The 18271-nt window shown below is 72.6% G+C and carries 17 protein-coding genes; 6 read left to right on the forward strand and 11 right to left on the reverse strand.

Features of this window, described 5'->3' with window-relative positions; translation table 11 throughout:
* Positions 1 to 17: 17 nt before the first annotated feature.
* The gene (locus DC008_RS28690) at positions 18 to 881 is read right to left on the reverse strand and encodes a helix-turn-helix domain-containing protein (protein ID WP_108709439.1); all 864 of its coding nucleotides are present in this window, start codon (positions 879 to 881) and stop codon (positions 18 to 20) included.
* Positions 882 to 1130: 249 nt separating this feature from the next.
* On the opposite strand from DC008_RS28690, the gene DC008_RS28695 reads away from it, so the two are divergent.
* A complete protein-coding gene (locus DC008_RS28695; protein ID WP_108709440.1) occupies positions 1131 to 1556 on the forward strand; it encodes a hypothetical protein in 426 nt (141 codons plus the stop codon).
* Here the strand turns inward: DC008_RS28695 and DC008_RS28700 are convergent.
* On the reverse strand, positions 1538 to 2359 hold the full coding sequence (locus DC008_RS28700) for a helix-turn-helix domain-containing protein (protein WP_108710909.1): 822 nt from the start codon (positions 2357 to 2359) through the stop codon (positions 1538 to 1540). The genes DC008_RS28695 and DC008_RS28700 overlap by 19 nt on opposite strands.
* Before the next feature lie 118 nt (positions 2360 to 2477).
* Here DC008_RS28700 and DC008_RS28705 point away from each other — a divergent pair, with 118 nt between their 5' ends.
* The 4 genes from DC008_RS28705 to DC008_RS28720 all read left to right on the forward strand — a co-directional run bounded on the left by DC008_RS28705 (position 2478) and on the right by DC008_RS28720 (position 5188).
* Positions 2478 to 2780 (forward strand): 4a-hydroxytetrahydrobiopterin dehydratase, encoded by a 303-nt coding sequence (locus tag DC008_RS28705; RefSeq protein WP_055619313.1) that lies wholly within the window; start codon positions 2478 to 2480, stop codon positions 2778 to 2780.
* 5 nt (positions 2781 to 2785) lie between these two features.
* Positions 2786 to 3526, forward strand: a complete 741-nt coding sequence (locus DC008_RS28710) for a class I SAM-dependent methyltransferase (protein WP_108710910.1) — start codon at positions 2786 to 2788, stop codon at positions 3524 to 3526.
* 5 nt (positions 3527 to 3531) lie between these two features.
* Entirely contained in the window at positions 3532 to 4398 is an 867-nt protein-coding gene (locus DC008_RS28715) for a class I SAM-dependent methyltransferase (protein ID WP_108709441.1), read from the forward strand.
* 88 nt (positions 4399 to 4486) lie between these two features.
* Positions 4487 to 5188 (forward strand): SDR family oxidoreductase, encoded by a 702-nt coding sequence (locus tag DC008_RS28720; protein ID WP_108709442.1) that lies wholly within the window; start codon positions 4487 to 4489, stop codon positions 5186 to 5188.
* Between the two features lie 80 nt (positions 5189 to 5268).
* On the opposite strand, the gene DC008_RS28725 is transcribed toward DC008_RS28720, so the two are convergent.
* The 3 genes from DC008_RS28725 to DC008_RS28735 form a co-directional block, all read right to left on the reverse strand.
* Positions 5269 to 6102 carry an aldo/keto reductase gene (locus tag DC008_RS28725; protein WP_108709443.1) on the reverse strand — a complete coding sequence of 278 codons (834 nt, stop codon included), beginning with the start codon at positions 6100 to 6102 and terminating at the stop codon, positions 5269 to 5271.
* A 93-nt stretch (positions 6103 to 6195) separates the two neighbouring features.
* The gene (locus DC008_RS28730; RefSeq protein WP_108709444.1) at positions 6196 to 8022 is read right to left on the reverse strand and encodes an AMP-dependent synthetase/ligase; all 1827 of its coding nucleotides are present in this window, start codon (positions 8020 to 8022) and stop codon (positions 6196 to 6198) included.
* A gap of 329 nt (positions 8023 to 8351) precedes the next feature.
* Positions 8352 to 9215, reverse strand: coding sequence for a LysR substrate-binding domain-containing protein (locus DC008_RS28735; RefSeq protein WP_108709445.1), 864 nt, complete (start codon positions 9213 to 9215; stop codon positions 8352 to 8354).
* Between the two features lie 162 nt (positions 9216 to 9377).
* Here DC008_RS28735 and DC008_RS28740 point away from each other — a divergent pair, with 162 nt between their 5' ends.
* The gene (locus tag DC008_RS28740; protein ID WP_108709446.1) at positions 9378 to 10439 is read left to right on the forward strand and encodes a bile acid:sodium symporter family protein; all 1062 of its coding nucleotides are present in this window, start codon (positions 9378 to 9380) and stop codon (positions 10437 to 10439) included.
* Here the strand turns inward: DC008_RS28740 and DC008_RS28745 are convergent.
* From DC008_RS28745 to DC008_RS28770, 6 genes are all read right to left on the reverse strand, one after another.
* A complete protein-coding gene (locus DC008_RS28745) occupies positions 10375 to 11610 on the reverse strand; it encodes a DUF4185 domain-containing protein (protein ID WP_108709447.1) in 1236 nt (411 codons plus the stop codon). The genes DC008_RS28740 and DC008_RS28745 overlap by 65 nt on opposite strands.
* A 127-nt stretch (positions 11611 to 11737) precedes the next feature.
* Entirely contained in the window at positions 11738 to 12586 is an 849-nt protein-coding gene (gene fdhD, locus DC008_RS28750) for a formate dehydrogenase accessory sulfurtransferase FdhD (RefSeq protein WP_108709448.1), read from the reverse strand.
* 16 nt (positions 12587 to 12602) lie between these two features.
* Positions 12603 to 13463 (reverse strand): 2Fe-2S iron-sulfur cluster-binding protein, encoded by an 861-nt coding sequence (locus DC008_RS28755; RefSeq protein WP_108709449.1) that lies wholly within the window; start codon positions 13461 to 13463, stop codon positions 12603 to 12605.
* Complete coding sequence (locus tag DC008_RS28760) at positions 13460 to 15283, reverse strand: NADH-ubiquinone oxidoreductase-F iron-sulfur binding region domain-containing protein (protein WP_108709450.1); 1824 nt, start codon at positions 15281 to 15283, stop codon at positions 13460 to 13462. The genes DC008_RS28755 and DC008_RS28760 overlap by 4 nt, the downstream gene beginning before the upstream one ends.
* Before the next feature lie 5 nt (positions 15284 to 15288).
* Positions 15289 to 17283, reverse strand: coding sequence for a molybdopterin oxidoreductase family protein (locus tag DC008_RS28765; protein WP_244221435.1), 1995 nt, complete (start codon positions 17281 to 17283; stop codon positions 15289 to 15291).
* Positions 17280 to 18251, reverse strand: coding sequence for a 2-dehydropantoate 2-reductase (locus DC008_RS28770; RefSeq protein WP_108709451.1), 972 nt, complete (start codon positions 18249 to 18251; stop codon positions 17280 to 17282). The genes DC008_RS28765 and DC008_RS28770 overlap by 4 nt, the downstream gene beginning before the upstream one ends.
* Positions 18252 to 18271 lie beyond the last annotated feature (20 nt).

Here is an 18271-nt window from a genome sequence, read left to right on the forward strand (position 1 = left end):
CGACGGACGGGGGCGGCTCAGTACTCCTCGCGGAACTCCCGCAGAAGCTTCTTCGTGCGCTCCGCCGACGCGGCGGCCGTGGACATGTGGTCCAGCACCTCCAGATGCGCGGCGACCTCCTCCCGCGAGTCCAGGTACAGCGCGCCGGACAGATACTCGGTGGTGACCATGTCGGGCAGCTCCGGCTCGGCGAAGCGGAACAGCGAGAAGGGCGCGTACGTCCCCGGGTGCGGGCCCGAGGCGAACTCGGCGATCTGCAGGGTCACCCGGTCGCGTTCGGCGAACTCCAGCAGCTTGTCGACCTGGTCGCGCATCACCTCGGAGGTGTCGCCGACCGGGCGGCGCAGCACCGTCTCGTCCATGATCACCCACAGGTGGGGCGGGTCGGGGCGCTCCAGCAGCCGCTGCCGCTCCATCCGCAGCGACACATGCCGCTCGACGGCCTCGGGTCCCTTCTGGGCGAGGGTCCCGTTCATCATCACGTCGCGTGCGTACGCCTCGGTCTGCAGCAGGCCGGGCACGAAGTGCGGCTCGTAGGAGCGGATGATGCGGGCGGCGCCCTCCAGGCTCACGTACAGGCTGAACCAGTCGGGCAGCACGTCGTGGAACCGCTGCCACCAGCCGGGCTCGTTGGCCTCCTCGGCCAGCGACAGGAACGCGGCCGTCTCGTCGTCCGGGACGCCGTACGTCTCCAGCAGCACCTGCACGTACGGGATCTTCAGCGCGACCTCGGCCGTCTCCATCCGCCGGACGGTCGCCGCCGCCACCCGCAGGGCCCGCGCCGCCTCGTCGCGGGTCAGTCCGGCCGCCTCGCGGAGCTCCTGGAGGCGCTTGCCGAGCACCACCTGGCCCACGGTCGGCGCGGGACGCCGCTCACTCACGCCACGCCTCCCCACGCGCCGGAAGTCACGGAGGCAGTCTGCCACGAGCCGGCGCACGGTGGGGCACGGGCGTCCGGGCCGTCCCACGGGGCCCACCCGGGGCGTCCCGTACGGCTGTCATGACCCGGCAGGTAATCGACCGGCGGGCCGTGGCGCGGGACCGTGGGGGCACCGGGTTCCGGGCCGGCGCACTCCGGCCCGGGATCCGGCCCCCGCACCGCCACTCGATCCGACGGAGGGTGATTGATCATGTCCGCCACCTCGTTCACCGCACTGGCCCGGACCTCCCACCCGGGGACCGCGCTGCGCCGCTTCCTCGCCCTCGACGCCGTGGTGACCGGGGCGAACGGGCTCGCCTACCTCGTGGCCTCCGGCCCACTGGGCCGTCTCCTCGGCGTGGGCCAGGGGCTGCTGCTCACGCTCGGCGCGCTCCTCGCGCTGTACGCCGGCGGTGTGGCGCTGCTCGCCGCGCGGGCCCGCCCGGCCGCCACCGGGGTCCGGGCCGTCGTGGAGGCGAACCTCGCCTATGCGGTGCTCAGCATCGCCGCGCTCGCGCTGTGGCTGACGCCGACCGTCACGGGCACTGTGTGGATCTGCCTCCAGGCGGCCGTCGTCGCCGCCTTCGCGGTGCTGCAGCACACGGCGCTGAGACTGCGTCAGGAGTCCATCGACTGAAGGTACTTGACCGTCGCCGGGTCGGCCGGGAGCAGCGTCTCGATGGCCAGCTCGGCCACGGTCACGTCCATCGGGGTGTTGAAGGTGGAGATGGACGAGGTGAACGACAGCACACGGCCCTCGTGCTCGATCCGCATCGGCAGCGCGAAGTACGCGAGCGGGTCCGCCGGCTCCTCGGCCCGTCCGGCCCGCTCGGGCACCGGGTAGGCGGACACCTCCTCGTGGAGCCGGCGCAGCGGCTCGGAGCGGCGCAGCGCGACCTGCCGCTCCAGTTGCGCGAGGAGATGTCCCCGCCACTCGGGCAGATTGACGATGCGCGGCGCCAGGCCCTCCGGGTGCAGGGTCAGCCGCATCGCGTTGAGCGGCGGCCGGAGCAGATGCTCCGGGATGCCGTCGAGGAGCATCAGCACCCCCCGGTTGGCCGCCTGGACGTCGTACAGCGCGTCGACGACAAGCGCCGGGTAGGGCTCGTAGCCCTGGATCAGGCGCTCCATGCCCGCGCGCAGCGCGTCCAGCGCCGGGTCGTCCAGCGGGGTGTGCGGATAGCGGGGGGCGTAGCCCGCGGCGAGCAGCAGCGCGTTGCGCTCACGCACCGGCACGTCCAGGTGCTCGGCGAGCCGCAGCACCATCTCCTCGCTGGGCCGGGAGCGGCCCGTCTCGACGAAGCTGATGTGCCGGGCCGAGGAGCCGGCGCGCAACGCCAACTCCAGCTGACTGACCCGGCGCTGCTCGCGCCAGGCCCGCAGCAGAGGGCCCACGCCCTCGTCGGATGGGGCGCCCGGGCCGGACGGATGGCTGGTCATGGAGGCGACCGTAGCCGAGGCGACGGCCCCGCCGTGCGCCTCACCGATCAGGACCATGGGACCAGGCCTGTGGCAGGCTGAGGACGAACCCTCCCGTGTGCTGGAAGGAGCGAGGCCCATGGCTGTCGAACCGCTGTCGCAGAAGGAGATCGAGGACCGCCTCTCCGAGCTGCCCGGCTGGTCCCCGGACGGCGACCGCATCGCCCGGTCCTACCGGCTGGCCTCGCACTTCGCGGCCACCGCGATGGTCGTGCACATCGCCCAGGTCCAGGAGGAGCTCGACCACCACTCCGACCTCACCCTCGGCTACAACACGGTGTCGCTCACCGTGAACACCCACACCGTGGGCGGGGTGACCGAGAAGGACTTCGCGCTCGCCCGGCGGATCGAGGCCCTGGCCCCCGTCCACGGCGCGCAGTGACGCCCGTGCTGGACTACGACAAGGAAGCGGAGCGCTACGACGCCTCGCGCGGCGGCGAGGCCAGGGCGGCGGCAGCGGCCGAGGCCGTGCTGGGCTTCCTCCCGCCGGGCACCCGGCGGCTGCTGGACGTGGCCTGCGGCACCGGCATCGTGACCCGGCGGCTCGCGGCCGCGGACGGACTGTCGGTGACCGGCGTCGACCTGACGCTCGCCATGGCCCGGCGGGCCGCGGCCCGGCTGCCCGGCTCGATACTCCTCGGCGACGCCCGCAGACTCCCGTTCCGGGACGGCTGCTTCGACGCCGTCGGCAGTGTGTGGCTGCTCCACCTGGCGGCGACCCCCGAGGACGTGCGCAGACTCGTCGGCGAGTGCGCCCGCGTGCTGCGGCCCGGCGGGGTGTACGTCACCACCGTCGACAAGGCCGCCGCGCACAACGTCGGCTCCGACATCGACGCCGTCCTCGCGGCCCGCCCCCGCGGCCTGGCCATGGACGAGGCCGCGCGGGTACGGTCCTACGCCCACGACCACGGCCTCCTGCCCGCCGGCCGGACCCGTTTCACCGGGCACGGCCAGGGCCGCAGCCCCCGGCGCACGGTGGCCGACCTGCGCCGCGGCTGGTTCGGCACCCTGCCCCCCGGCGCCCCCCTCTCCGAGGAGTTCGCCGCCCGTCTGTCGACCCTCCCCGACCAGGACCGCCCCCGCCCGGACCCGGTCTTCACGCTGGTGGCATTTCGCAAGGGAGGCTGAGGGGCATGGCGCATCATCACCACGATCACACCGATGTCGACTGGGACGAGATGGGGCCGCGGCTCGAGGCGCAGGCCGAGTTGTTCACGCCGTTGTACGAGCACGCGCTGGCGTGGCTCGCCAAGCGGCAGACCGAGCCGGGGCTGGTCGTCGACGCGGGGAGTGGGCCGGGTGTCGTGGCCTGTCTGCTGGCCGACACCTTCCCGGGCGCCCGGATCGTCGCCGTCGACGCCTCGGGGCCGCTGCTGGACCGGGCCAGGACGCGGGCCGAGCGGCTCGGGGTCGCCGACCGCTTCGACACGCTGACCGGTGAACTGCCCGGTGTCCTGGGCGATTTGGACTACCCGGCCGATCTGCTGTGGGCCGGGCGCAGCCTGCACCATCTGGGGGACCAGCGGGCCGCGCTGGCCGCCTTCGCCGAGCGGCTCTCCTTCGGCGGCACCCTCGCCCTGCAGGAGGGCGGTCTGCCGTCGCGGTTCCTGCCGCGCGACATCGGGTTCGGGCGGCCTGGGCTCCAGGCGCGGCTCGACGTGGTGGAGGCGGAGTGGTTCGCGCGGATGCGGGCCGAGCTGCCCGGCTCCATCGCCGAGACCGAGGACTGGCCCGCGCTGCTCGCCGCGGCGGGCCTGCGTCCCAGCGGCACCCGGACCTTCCTCCTGGACCTGCCCGCCCCGACCACGGACCGCGCCCGCGCCCACGCCGCCGCCACCCTCGCCCGCACCCGCGAGGTCCTCGGCGACCGGCTGGACGCCGACGACCGGGCCACTCTCGACCGGCTCCTCGACCCCGGCGACGAGGCGAGCGTCCACCACCGCCCGGACGTGTTCGTGCTGGCCGCGCAGACCGTGTTCACGGCCGTTCGCGCACGGTGAAGGCCCCTCGAGAAACGGCTGCTTGACTTCGAGAGCGCTTCAAGTGATGAACTCCCCGTCGTTCGCAACGAGACACAGGGGGACCACCATGACCGACTCTCCGGCCGCACTGATCACCGGCGGTGGCAGCGGTATCGGCGCCGCCGTCGCACGGCGTCTGCTGGACGCCGGACACCGTGTCGCCGTCACCGGCCGGGGCGAGGAGCGCCTGCGGCGGTTCGCCGACGATCTCGGGCGCCCCGACCGGCTGCTGACCCTCGCGGGCGACGCCGCCCGGTACGAGGACGTCCAGGCCGCGGTGGACGCCACGCTCAAGGCGTTCGGCCGGCTGGACACGGTCGTCGCCAACGCCGGTTTCGCCACGCACGACTCCGTCGCCCAGGGCGACCCGGCCGGCTGGCCGGAGATGGTGCTGACCAACGTCCTCGGCCCCGCCCTGCTGATCCGCGCCTCGATCGACGCGCTCAAGGAGAGCCGCGGCCGGATCGTGCTGGTCGGCAGCGTCGCCGGCTTCGTGCCGACGCCCGGCAACCTCTACGGCGCCACGAAGTGGGCGGTGACCGGGCTCGCCGAGAACACCCGGCGCGAGGTCACCGAGTGGGGGGTCGGCGTCACGCTCGTCGCGCCGGGCCGGGTCGAGACGCCGTTCTGGGACGGCCTCGGCGGTCTGCCCGAGGGACACCTGCTGACCGCCGACCAGATCGCGGACTCGGTGGTGTGGTCCGTCCGCCAGCCCGTAGGGGTGGACGTCAACACCGTCGTCGTACGGCCGATCGGGCAGCCCAACTGACCACGTCAGGAAGCAGAAGCGGCCCGGCCGCCGCTCGCCTCGCGCGAGTGGCGGCCGGGCCGTCCTGGTGCGGGAACGCGTCAGCCGTTGAACTCGGCCGGGTCCGGGCCGAGTCGGCGGTCCTCGTTCAGGGCGCTGATCGCGGCGAGGTCCTCGTCGTCGAGGCTGAAGTCGAACACGTCGATGTTCTCCTTGATCCGCGACGGGGTCACGGACTTCGGGATGACCACGTTGCCGATCTGCAGATGCCAGCGCAGCACGACCTGGGCCGGGGTCCGGCCGTGCTTCCGGGCGATCGCGACGATCGCCGGGACCTCCAGCAGGCCCTTGCCCGAGCCGAGCGGCGACCACGCCTCGGTCGCGATGCCGTGCGCGGCGTGGAAGTCGCGCGAGGCGTGCTGCTGGAGGTGCGGGTGCAGCTCGATCTGGTTGACCGCCGGTACGACCGAGGTCTCCTCGATCAGCCGCTCCAGGTGCTCCGGGAGGAAGTTGGACACTCCGATGGCGCGGACCCGCCCGTCGGCGAGCAGCTTCTCGAACGCCTTGTAGGTGTCCACATAGGTCCCGCGCGCCGGCGTGGGCCAGTGGATGAGGTAGAGGTCGACGTACTCCAGGCCCAGCTTCTCCACCGAGGTGTCGAAGGCGCGCAGGGTGGAGTCGTAGCCGTGGTCGCTGTTCCAGACCTTGGTGGTGACGAAGACGTCCTCGCGGGGGACGCCGGACGCGGCGACGGCCTTGCCGGTGCCCGTTTCGTTGCCGTAGATCGCCGCTGTGTCGATGCTGCGGTACCCGGCCTCCAGGGCGGTCGCGACCGCACGCTCGGCCTCGTCGTCCGGCACCTGCCAGACGCCGAAGCCCAGCTGGGGCATCTCGACGCCGTTGTTGAGGATGATCGGGGGGACCTTGCTGCTCACGAGCTCTTGATCCTTACGGTTGCCGACAGGTTGGACTCCCATCGTCAACGATCACGGGCCGTCACGCATTCCTGACCGGCAAAAAAGCGGGGCTCAGGCCCGGTACAGGGCCTCGACCTCGTTGGCGTACGCGCCCTCGATCGCCTTGCGCTTCAGCTTCAGCGACGGGGTGAGCAGCCCGTGCTCCTCGGTGAACGGCTGGGCCAGTATCCGGAACGTGCGGATGGACTCGGCCTGCGACACCAGCGTGTTCGCGGCGACGACCGCGCGCCGCACCTCGGTCTCCAGATCCGGGTCGCGCACGAGGTCCGCCGGAGCCATCGGGCGCTTGCCGCGCATCGTCAGCCAGTGCTCGACGGCCTCCTGGTCCAGGGTGACCAGGGCCGCGATGTACGGGCGGTCGTTGCCGACGACGATGCACTGGGCGACCAGCGGGTGGTCGCGCACCCGCTCCTCCAGGACGCCCGGCGAGACGCTCTTGCCGCCGGAGGTCACCAGGATCTCCTTCTTGCGGCCGGTGATGGTGAGGAAGCCGTCCTCGTCGAGGGAGCCCAGGTCGCCGGTGGAGAGCCAGCCGTCGTGCAGCGTCTGGTCGGTGGCCTTCTGGTTGTTCAGATAGCCCATGAAGACGTTGCCGCCGTGCAGCCAGATCTCCCCGTCGTCGGCGATGTGGACGGTGACGCCCGGGATGGGCTGGCCGACCGTGCCGTACCGGGTGCGGCCGGGCGGGTTGGCCGTGGCGGCCGCCGTGGACTCGGTGAGGCCGTAGCCCTCGTAGATCTGCACGCCCGCGCCCGCGAAGAACAGCCCGAGCCGCCGGTCCATGGCCGAGCCGCCCGACATCGCGTGCCGGATCCTGCCGCCCATGGCGGCGCGCAGCTTGGAGTACACGAGCTTGTCGAAGAGCTGGTGCTGCATGCGCAGGCCCGCCGAGGGGCCGGGCCCGATGCCCCACGCCTTGGCCTCGACGGCGTCGGCGTACTTCACGGCCACGTCGACGGCCTTCTCGAAGGCGCCGGCCCGGCCCTCCTTCTCGGCCTTGCGGCGGGCGGCGTTGAAGACCTTCTCGAAGATGTACGGCACGGCGAGGAAGAACGTGGGCCGGAACGCGGCGAGGTCCGGCAGCAGCGCCGCCGCGTGCATCTGCGGCTGGTGGCCGAAGCGCACCCGGCCGCGGATCGCGGCGACCTCCACCATCCGCCCGAAGACGTGCGCGAGCGGCAGGAACAGCAGGGTCGCCGCCTCGTCGCCCTTCTTCGAGTGGAACACCGGCTCCCAGCGCTCGATGACGGTGTCCGCCTCGTACATCAGGTTGCCGTGCGAGATGACACAGCCCTTGGGGCGGCCGGTCGTGCCGGACGTGTAGATCACGGTCGCGATCGACTCGGGGGTGACCGCCTGCCGGTGCCGGTGGACGACCTCGTCGTCGAGGTGGGCGCCCGCCTCGTACAGCTCCTGCACGGCGCCCGCGTCCAGCTGCCACATCTCGTGCAGCCGGGGGAGCCGGTCGATGACGGTGGCGATCGTCATCGCGTGGTCCTCGTGCTCCACGATCGCCGCCGTGCACTCGGCGTCGTACAGCATCCAGAAGCACTGCTCGGCCGAGGACGTCGGGTAGATCGGGACGACCTGGGCGCCGATGGTCCACAGGGCGAAGTCGAACAGGGTCCACTCGTAGCGGGTGCGGGCCATGATCGCGACCCGGTCGCCGAAGCGGACGCCCCGGGCGAGCATGCCCTTGGCGAGGGCCAGCACCTCGTCGCGGAACTCGGCGGCGGTGACGTCCTGCCACTGGTCGTTCTCGTCCTTGCGGCCGAGGACCACGTAGTGGGGATCCTCCTGGGCATGCTCGAAGACGACGTCGGCCAGGCCGCCCACGGGCGGTGCCAACGCCAACGGAGGGTTGGTGAACTCGCGCAAACCCCGCTCCCCGCTCCGAATGCATCGGCTGACGCTCAGTACAGGGCGTGAAAGCTACCCCACCCGTCATGCGGGCGGGAGGGGGCCGAAAATCGACGGGTGCTCAGGTTTGCACAGGTCAGCAAAGGAAAATGCGCTCACATCGGACAGCGTCGGACACAAAACTGACGGTTGAGTAAGTTCCGGGCCCGTAATCTCCACCAAATCCGACCGACTCACTTACCGGACGGAGGCCCGGTCGATCTCGGGACGGAGCCCGGCCGGACCGTCCTCTCCTCCTCCAGCGCACACGGGCCCCGACGTGTCACCCCCCGGCGGCGCGGCTCGGCTCAGCGCCGGTGCAGCCGGTCCCCGCCCGCCAGGATCGCCCCCGCCAGGGCGTCGGCCGCCGACTGGGCCGCCGTCCGCCGCGGCCCGTGCATCAGCACGAAGTCGACCCCGCCCAGCGCGGGCAGCCCGGCCCGCTCCGGCACCCGCACCAGACCGGGCGGGATCAGGCCCCGCGAGTGCGCCATCACACCGAGCCCCGCGCGAGCCGCCGCGATCAGGCCGTTGAGGCTGCCGCTCGTGCAGACGATCCGCCACTGCCGGCCCTGCCGCTCCAGGGCCTCCAGCGCCATCGCCCGGCTGATCCCGGGCGGCGGGTACACGATCAGCGGCACCGGCCGGTCCGGCTCGAGCCGCAGCCGCTCCGCGCCGATCCACACCAGCCGGTCGTGCCAGACCGGCTCGCCCCGCGGATCCTCGGGCCGCCGCTTGGCCAGCACCAGATCCAGCTTCCCGGCGGCCAGCTGCTCGTGCAGGGTGCCGGACAGCTCGACCGTCAGCTCCAGATCGACCTCGGGATGCTCGTAGCGGAAGCCCTCCAGGATCTCCGGCAGCCGGGTCAGGACGAAGTCCTCGGACGCGCCGAAGCGCAGCCGCCCGCGCAGCCGGGTCCCGGTGAAGAACGCCGTCGCCTGCTCGTGGACCGCGAGGATCCGGCGCGCGAAGCCGAGCATCGCCTCACCGTCCTCGGTCAGCTCCACCGAGTGCGTGTCCCGCGCGAACAGCGGCCGCCCGGTCGCGTCCTCCAGCCGCCGCACATGCTGACTGACGGTCGACTGACGCAGGCCGAGCCGGCGGGCCGCCCGCGTGAAACTCAGCGTCTGCGCCACCGCGAGGAAAGTGCGTAGCTGGGAGGGGTCGTACATGGATCGAGCCTAGCGCGGTCATCGCGAAACGTGATGACAGTCAGAGTGGTATACCGGATTCCCGATCGCAGCGCGCCGGAGGACGATGGAGAGGGCACGTCCGTGCCGGGAACCCGACGTACGCGACGTACGGCGAAGCGACGAGCGAAGTAGTGGAGCACAGTGAAACGCCTGCACTGGCCGCGGTGGATGCCGATCGACCCGTACATCCTGCTGCTGCTCGGGACGGTCGGCATCGCCGCCCTGCTCCCGGCGCGCGGGACGGCCGCCGACGTGGCCTCGGGCGCCTCCACGGCCGCCATCGCCTTCCTGTTCTTCCTCTACGGCGCCCGGCTGTCCACCCGTGAGGCGCTCGACGGGCTCCGGCACTGGCGGCTCCATGTCACCGTCCTCGCCTGCACGTTCGTCGTCTTCCCGCTGCTCGGTCTCGCGGCCCGCGGTCTCGTCCCGGTGATCCTGACGGACCCGCTCTACCAGGGCCTGCTCTTCCTCACCCTGGTCCCCTCGACCATCCAGTCGTCGATCGCCTTCACCTCGATGGCCCGCGGCAACGTCCCGGCGGCGATCTGCGCGGGCTCCTTCTCCTCGCTCGTCGGCATCGTGGTCACCCCGCTGCTCGCGGCGGCCGTGCTCGGCGGCAGCGCCGGCTTCTCCGCCGACTCCGTGGTGAAGATCGTGCTGCAGCTGCTGGTGCCCTTCGTCGCCGGGCAGCTGCTGCGCCGCTGGATCGGCGGCTTCGTCACCCGGCACCGCAAGGTCCTCGGGCTCGTCGACCGCGGCTCGATCCTGCTCGTCGTCTACACCGCGTTCAGCGCGGGCATGGTCCAGGGCATCTGGCACCAGGTCCAGCCCGTCCGGCTCGCCGGGCTGCTCGGCGTCGAGGCCGTACTGCTCGCCGTGATGCTCGCCCTGACCTGGTACGGCGCCAAGGCGCTGCGGTTCGGCCGCGCGGACCGTATCGCCATCCAGTTCGCCGGCTCCAAGAAGTCCCTGGCCGCCGGGCTGCCCATGGCGAGCGTCCTGTTCGGCGCGCACGCCTCGCTGGCCGTGCTGCCGCTGATGCTCTTCCACCAGATGCAGCTGATGGTGTGCGCGGTCATCGCCAAACGACGCTCCCTCGACCCGGAGGCCGAGGACGGCTCCGACGGCACCGGCCCGGTCAGCGGGCGGGAGTCAGCCGCAGCGACACGAACCGCGGTCGGTACCGGGCCACGTCGCGGTTGAGCTGGGCGGCGGCGTCGGCGGGATCCAGCCAGTTGACGTCGTAGCTCAGCACCAGACGGCCGTCGCCGCTCAGCCCGGGATGCGTCTGCGGGTTGTAGGCGGCGAGGCCGCCACCCGGCGGCAGCGCCGGGGTGAAGGACCGGCCGGGCCCGTGCCAGGGGCCGGTCGGTGAGCACGCCCAGTACGACGTCACCGTCGTCAGCCCCGCCGTCCCCGCCGCCATCGTGAACAGCACGTACGTCCCGTCCGCCCGCGCCACCGAGAACGCGCTGCCCACCCCGGTGCGCCGGCCGTCCCCCAGCACCGGCCGGGGCCGCGCGCCCGGCCCGCCCCACCCCGAGCCGTCCCAGTACCGCCAGGCGCCCGGCTCGCCCAGCCGGCCCCGCGGCACCCGCGCGAGATACGCCCGCGAGACCGGGCGGGAGGCGGCCCGGCGGTCGTCGCCCCCGAACACGTACGTCCAGCCGTCCTCCTCGACCAGCGTCGTCCCGTACAGGACCCGCCGGGACGGGTCCGGCACGCCCTGCTGGTCGGCGACCCGTACGACGGACTCCACCCTCAGGTCCGGCAGGGAGAGCGTGGCGACCTCGGTGGCGACCGGCACCCCGTAGATCCAGGGCGACGGACCGGTCGCGCGCACCCACAGCAGCACCCGCAGCACCCGTTCCGGCGCGCCGGGGGAGCGGGGTTCGACGTGGGCGGCGACCGGCCAGCGCCACTGGCCCGGCGCCGGGTCGGGGAAGAGCGGGGCGGGCAGGGTGCTCTCCAGCCGTCCGTCGCGCATGACGACGGCGGAGTTGCGGACCAGCGGGGCGGCGCCCTCGCGCCAGGTGGAGGACTCGCCGAACGGATTGGGCGGCGGGTGCACCTGCCCGAGATAGGTGTCCGAGAACAGCCACACCAGCCGTCCGTCCGGCAGCCGCACCGAATGGGTGCCGTCGCCGCCGGTCCAGTCGTCGGCGCGGGTGGGGTCGTCGCCGTAGCGGGCGAACTCGGCCGTCAGGGCCCGCTCGGCCGACCAGGACCGGACCGTGCGCGGCCCGCACGCGGCACCGCCCTCCCGTTCGCCGTCGTCCGGGAGGACGGTGAGCAGCACGGCCCCGAGGACCAGGGCCAGCAGGACACCGAGTCCGGTGCCTGCGCGCCGCCGTGCTCGGATGTCGTCGGGCACCCCTGGGACGGTAGTGGCCGGGGGCGGCCCGGTCCATGGGGACGAAAGACGAACAGTGGGGCCCCGGGATCGGCGCAGGGGGCGCTCCCCGCCGGCCGGGGCCCCTCCGCCGTGTCGCGGGGGCCGGTCACCCTTGGGCGGCCGCGGCCCGCAGGGCGAGCCGGTGGTCTCCCGCGTACACGTTCATGGAGCTGCCCCGCAGGAAGCCCACCAGGGTCAGCCCGGTCTCGGCGGCCAGGTCGACCGCGAGCGACGACGGCGCGGAGACCGCCGCGAGGACGGGGATGCCCGCCATCACGGCCTTCTGCGCCAGCTCGAAGCTGGCCCGCCCGGAGACCAGCAGGATCGCCCGGGACAGCGGCAGGTCGCCGTTCTGCAGGGCGCGGCCGACGAGTTTGTCGACCGCGTTGTGCCGGCCCACGTCCTCGCGGACGTCGAGCAGTTCGCCGTCCTCGGAGAACAGGGCCGCCGCGTGCAGGCCCCCGGTCCGGTCGAAGACCCGCTGGGCCGCGCGGAGCCGGTCGGGGAGGCTCGCGAGCAGATCGGGGTCGACCCGGACCGGGGGAGTGTCGGCGATCGGCCAGCGGGCCGTCGTACGGACCGCGTCCAGGCTGGCCTTGCCGCACAGCCCGCAGGACGAGGTGGTGTAGACGTTGCGTTCGAGGGTGATGTCGGGGACGGTCACGCCCGGCGCGGTCTTCACGTCCACCACGTTGTACGTGTTGGACCCGTCGGCGGTCGCGCCCGCGCAGTAGACGATGTTCTGCAGGTCCGCCTGCTCGGCGAGGACGCCCTCGCTCACCAGGAACCCGGCGGCGAGCGCGAAGTCGTCGCCCGGGGTCCGCATGGTGATGGCGAGCGGCTTGCCGTTGAGCCGGATCTCCAGGGGTTCCTCCGCGACGAGGGTGTCCGGCCGGGTGGAGACCGCTCCGTCCCGGATCCGGATCACCTTGCGTCGTTCCGTGACTCGTCCCATGTCTCGATCAGTCCCGTCAGTCCCGGTTCTGGACGTGCTGGTAGCCGAAGCGGCCCTTGATGCACAGGTTGCCGTGGGTCACCGGGTTGTCGTGCGGCGAGGTGACCTTCACGATCTCATTGTCCTGCACATGGAGCGTGAGGTTGCAGCCCACACCGCAGTACGCGCACACGGTGGTCGTCTCGGTCTGAGCCGACTCGTCCCAGGTACCCGCCGCGCGCATGTCGAACTCCGACTTGAACGACAGGGCTCCCGTCGGGCACACCTCGATGCAGTTGCCGCAGTACACGCACGCCGAGTCGGTCAGCGGGGCGTCGTGCTCGACGGCGATCCGCGCGTCGAAGCCCCGCCCTGCGACGGAGATCGCGAAGGTGTTCTGCCACTGGTCGCCGCAGGCGTCCACGCACTTGTAGCAGAGGATGCACTTGTCGTAGTCGCGGACGTAGAGCTCGTTGTCGACCTTCGGCTCCTCGTTCAGCCGGGCGGCGTCCGGGCCGAAGCGGTCCGGTTTCGCCTCGTACTCCTTGAGCCATCCGGCGACCCGCGGCGTCGTCGACAGGTCCACGGAGGAGGCGAGCAGCTCCAGGACGATCTTGCGGCTGTGCCGGGCGCGTTCGGTGCCGGTGCTGACCTCCATGCCCGGCTCGGCCTTGCGGGAGCAGGCCGGCACCAGGGTCCTGGACCCCTCGACCTCCACGACACACACCCGGCAGGCGTTCTTGGGCCGCAACGTGTCGCCCTCGCACAGGGTGGGGATGTCCTTCCCGGCGGCCCGGCAGGCGTCGAGGATCGTCGAGCCCTCCGGCACCCGGGCCTCCTGCCCGTCGAGGGTGAACTCCACCAGCCGGCGCGGCACTCCCAGCGGTATCGCGGTCATGCGTAGGCCCCCAGTCGGTCGATCGCGGATTCCACGGCGTTCCACGCGGTCTGCCCCAGACCGCAGATGGAGGCGTCCCGCATGGCGCGGCCGACCTCCCGGAGCAGGGCGATGTCGTCGGCGGCCGCCGCGCCCGTGCGCTCGGCGATCCGGTGCAGCGCCTCCTCCTGACGGACCGTCCCGACCCGGCAGGGCACGCACTGCCCGCACGACTCGTCGCGGAAGAACTCGGCGATGCGCAGCAGCAGCCGGGGCAGCGGCACCGTGCCGTCGAAGGCCATGACCACCCCCGAGCCGAGCGTGGTGCCGGCCGCGCGGGTGCCCTCGAAGGTCAGCGGGATGTCCATCTCGTCGGCCCGTACGAAGCCGCCCGCCGCGCCGCCCAGCAGCACCGCCCGCAGCCCGTCCCGGACACCCGCCAGCTCCAGCAGCTCACCGAGGGTCGCGCCGAAGGGGAGTTCGTAGACCCCGGGCCGGTCCACGCTGCCGGACACGCAGTACAGCTTGGGGCCGGTCGACCCCGCCGTGCCGACGGCCGCGTACGCCGGTGCGCCCATGGTGAGGACCGGCAGGACGTTGACCAGCGTCTCGACGTTGTTCTCCACCGTCGGCTTGCCGAACAGCCCCTTCTCCACCGGGAACGGCGGCTTGGAGCGCGGCTCGCCCCGGTAGCCCTCGATGGAGTTGAACAGCGCGGTCTCCTCACCGCAGATGTAGGCGCCCGCGCCCCGCCGGATCTCGATGTCGAAGGCGTACCCCTGGCCGAGGACGTCGTCGCCGAGGAAGCCGCGCGCCCGGGCCTGCGCGATCGCGTGCTCCAGACGGCGCAGGGCGCGCGGGTACTCGCCGCGCAGATACAGATAGCCCCGGTGGGCGCCCGTCGCGTACCCGGCGATCGTCATGGCCTCGACCAGCGCGTACGGGTCGCCCTCCATGAGCACCCGGTCCTTGAAGGTGCCGGGCTCCGACTCGTCGGCGTTGCAGACGACGTAGTGCGGATGGTCGGGCTGCGACGCCGTGGCCTGCCATTTGCGGCCGGTGGGGAAGGCGGCGCCGCCCCGCCCGACCAGGCCCGAGTCGGTGACCTCCCGGATCACCCCGGCGGGCCCGAGCTCGAAGGCCCGGCGCAGCGCGGTGTACCCGCCGTGGGCCCGGTAGTCGTCCAGCGAGGCCGGGTCGACGACGCCGACGCGCCGCAGCAGCGTCAGCGAGGGGTCCCCGGCCTGCGGCACCGCCATCACCGCGGCCGGCTCCTCGGGCGCCGAGTCGGGCGCGCTCGCGGCGAGCACCGCCTGCTCCACGGTGGCCGGCGCCGAGACCGCCGTACGCACCGGGTCGCCGGCCTTCACCGCGAGGGCCGCGGGGGCCCGTTCGCACAGGCCCAGGCAGGGGCTGCGCTGCACGCTCACCCCGCTGCCCGGGCCGAGGCGTCCCTCGATCCCGGCGCACAGCTCGCTCGCGCCGGCCGCCGCGCACGCCAGGTCCGTGCACACGTGGAGCACGGTGGCGGGGCGCGGCCGCACCGAGAACAGGGCGTAGAAGGTGGCGACCCCGTAAGCCTCCGCCGGCGGCACCGTCAGCCGCCGGCACAGATAGTCGAGGGCGCCCTCGCTGATCCAGCCGATCCGGTCGTTGAGGGCGTGCAGCCCCGGCAGCAGCAGGTCGCGGCGGTCACGGGCGGCCCGGCCGCCGCGCGCCCACCTCAGGTCGGCATCGGAACGGTCGGCGCCCTCCCAGGACGACTCGGGCGGCCCGAGCAGGGCGTCGACGGCCGCCCGTTCGTCGTCCGTGGGTTTGCTGTCGCCGAAGTGCAGGTCCACTTGCGTCACCTCACGATGGTCGCGACGGGGAGCTTCTCGATCCGGATCGCCGACGCCTTGAACTCCGCGGTCCCCGCGATCGGGCAGTTCGCCTCGATCGTCAGCTGGTTGGTGTCCACCTCGTCGGGAAAGTGCATGGTCATGAAGGCGAGCCCGGGCCGCAGCGCGGGGTCCACCCACACCGGTGCGACCACGGAGCCGCGCCGCGAGGTCACCTGGACCTTCTCGCCGACGACGACCCCGTACCGCTCGGCGTCCTCCGGGCTGATCTCGACGAACTCGCCGCGCCGCAGCGGGGAGGCGAAACTCCCGCTCTGCACCCCCGTGTTGTACGAGTCGAGCCGCCGCCCGGTGGTGAGCCGGATCGGGTACCGCTCGTCGGTGAGGTCGACCGGCGGATCGTGCTGGACGATCCCGAACGGCGCCGGAGTGCCACGCCGGTCCGGGTCGTTCTCCCACAACCTGCCGTGCAGATAGGGCGGCTCGAGTGCGTCGGTGCTGGGGCAGGGCCACTGGATGCCCTGGTGCTCCTCCAGCCGCCCGTACGTCATTCCGTGGTGGTCCGGCGACACCGACCTCAGCTCGTTCCACACGGCCTCGGCGTCGGCGTACTTCCAGTCGTGGCCGAGCCGGCCCGCGAGGTCGCAGAGGATGTCGATGTCCTCGCGGGCCTCGCCGGGCGGGGCGACGGCCCGGCGCACCCGCTGCACCCGGCGTTCGCTGTTGGTGGTGGTGCCCTCGGTCTCGGCCCAGCCGGCGGTGGCGGGCAGGACGACGTCCGCCAGCTCGGCGGTCCTCGTGAGGAAGATGTCCTGGACGACGAGGAAGTCGAGCTGCCCCAGGCGCCGTACGGCCTGCTCGCTGTCGGCCTCGGACTGCGCCGGGTTCTCGCCGATGCAGTAGACGGCCCGCAGGTCGCCGTCCTCCATCGCCTCGAACATGTCGGTGAGGGTGAGGCCGTAGTGGGGCTGGATGACGGTGTCCCAGGCGGACTCGAACTTGGCGCGGGTGTCCGGGTCGAGGATGTCCTGGAAGCCGGGCAGCCGGTTGGGGATGGCGCCCATGTCGCCGCCGCCCTGCACGTTGTTCTGCCCGCGCAGCGGCTGCAGCCCGCTGCCGTACCGGCCGACATGCCCGGTGAGCAGGGACAGGTTGATCAGCGCGCGGACGTTGTCGGTGCCGTTGTGGTGCTCGGTGATGCCGAGGGTCCAGCACAGCTGGGCGCGTTCGGCGCGGGCGTAGGCGTGCGCGACCTGCCGGATGGCGGCGGCCGGGACGCCCGTCACCTTCTCGGCGAGGGAGAGGGTCCACGGTTCGACGAGTGCCTTGTACTCCTCGAAGCCGGTCGTCGCCCGCTCGATGAACGCCTCGTTGGCGAGGCCCGCGTGGATGATCTCGCGGCCGATCGCATGGGCCATCGGGATGTCGGTGCCGACGTTGAGGCCGAGCCAGCTCTCGGCCCACTCGGCGGTGGAGGTGCGGCGCGGGTCGAGCGCGTACATCCGGGCGCCGTTCCTGATGCCCTTCAGTACGTGCTGGAAGAAGATGGGGTGCGCGAAGCGGGCGTTGGAGCCCCACATCACGATGACGTCGGTGTGCTCGATCTCCTCGTAGGAGGAGGTGCCGCCGCCCGACCCGAAGGCCGCCGACAGGCCCGCCACGCTGGGCGCGTGGCAGGTGCGGTTGCAGGAGTCGACGTTGTTGGTGCCCATGACGACGCGGGCGAACTTCTGCGCCACGTAGTTCATCTCGTTGGTGGCGCGGGCGCAGGAGAACATGCCGAACGCACCGCGGTTGCGTTCGATGCCCCGGGCGGCCCGGTCGAGGGCCTCGTCCCAGGTCGCCCGGCGGAACGGCTCGTCGCGGGAGTCGCGTACCAGGGGGTGGGTCAGCCGGGTGTAGTTCCTGCGACCACGGTCCTTCTTACGGCGGCCGTCACCACGGCGGTCGTCGCTACGGCGTTCGTCATCACGTCGTTCGTCATCACGTCGTTCGTTCATGCGGCGCTCCTCAGCGCGAGCAGGTCCGAGATGGCGTGCACGGTGCGCAGGGTGGGCACCGGGACGCCGGTGATCTCCGCCAGCTCGACGACGGCCGCGAGGAGCACGTCGAGTTCGAGCGGCTTGCCGCGCTCCAGGTCCTGGAGCGTGGAGGTGCGGTGGTCGCCGACCTTCTCGGCACCCGCGAGCCGGCGCTCGATGGAGACGCCGACCTCGCAGCCCAGCGCCGTGGCGACGGCCAGCGTCTCGGTCATCATGATCTCGATGACCTTGCGGGTGCCGCCGTGCAGGCACATCTGCCGCATGGTGGCGCGGGCGAGCGCGCTGATCGGGTTGAAGGAGATGTTGCCGAGCAGCTTGAGCCAGATGTCGTTGCGCAGATCGGGTTCGACCGGGCACTTCAGCCCGCCGGCGATCATGGCCTCGCTGAACGCGAGACAGCGCCGGGACACACTGCGGTCGGGCTCGCCGACGGAGAACCGGGTGCCCTCCAAGTGCCGTACGACGCCCGGCCCTTCGAGTTCGGTGGCGGCGTACACGACGCAGCCGACGGCCCGTTCGGGCGCGAGCACCGCGCTGACCGCGCCGTCCGGGTCCACGCTCTCCAGACGGTGCCCGTCGTAGGGGCCGCCGTGCCGGTGGAAGTACCACCAGGGGATGCCGTTCTGGGCGGCGACGACCGCCGTGCGCTCGTGCAGCAGCGGCGCGATCAGCGGCCCGCACGCCGCGTACGCGTTGGCCTTCAGGCCCAGGAAGACGTAGTCGACCGGACCGACCTCGGCCGGGTCGTCGGTGGCGTGGGCGCGGGCGGTGAAGTCGCCGCGCGGGCTGAGCACCCGCACCCCGTGCTGCCTCATGGCCGCGAGGTGCGGTCCACGGGCGATCAGGTGCACGTCGGCACCCGCGCGGTGCAGCGCGGCTCCGACGTAGGCGCCGATGGCACCGGCGCCGAGGACTGCAACTTTCACTTCGGAACGCTCCGTTCGGT

The sequence above is a fragment of the Streptomyces nigra genome (assembly GCF_003074055.1).
GTDB lineage: Bacteria > Actinomycetota > Actinomycetes > Streptomycetales > Streptomycetaceae > Streptomyces > Streptomyces nigra.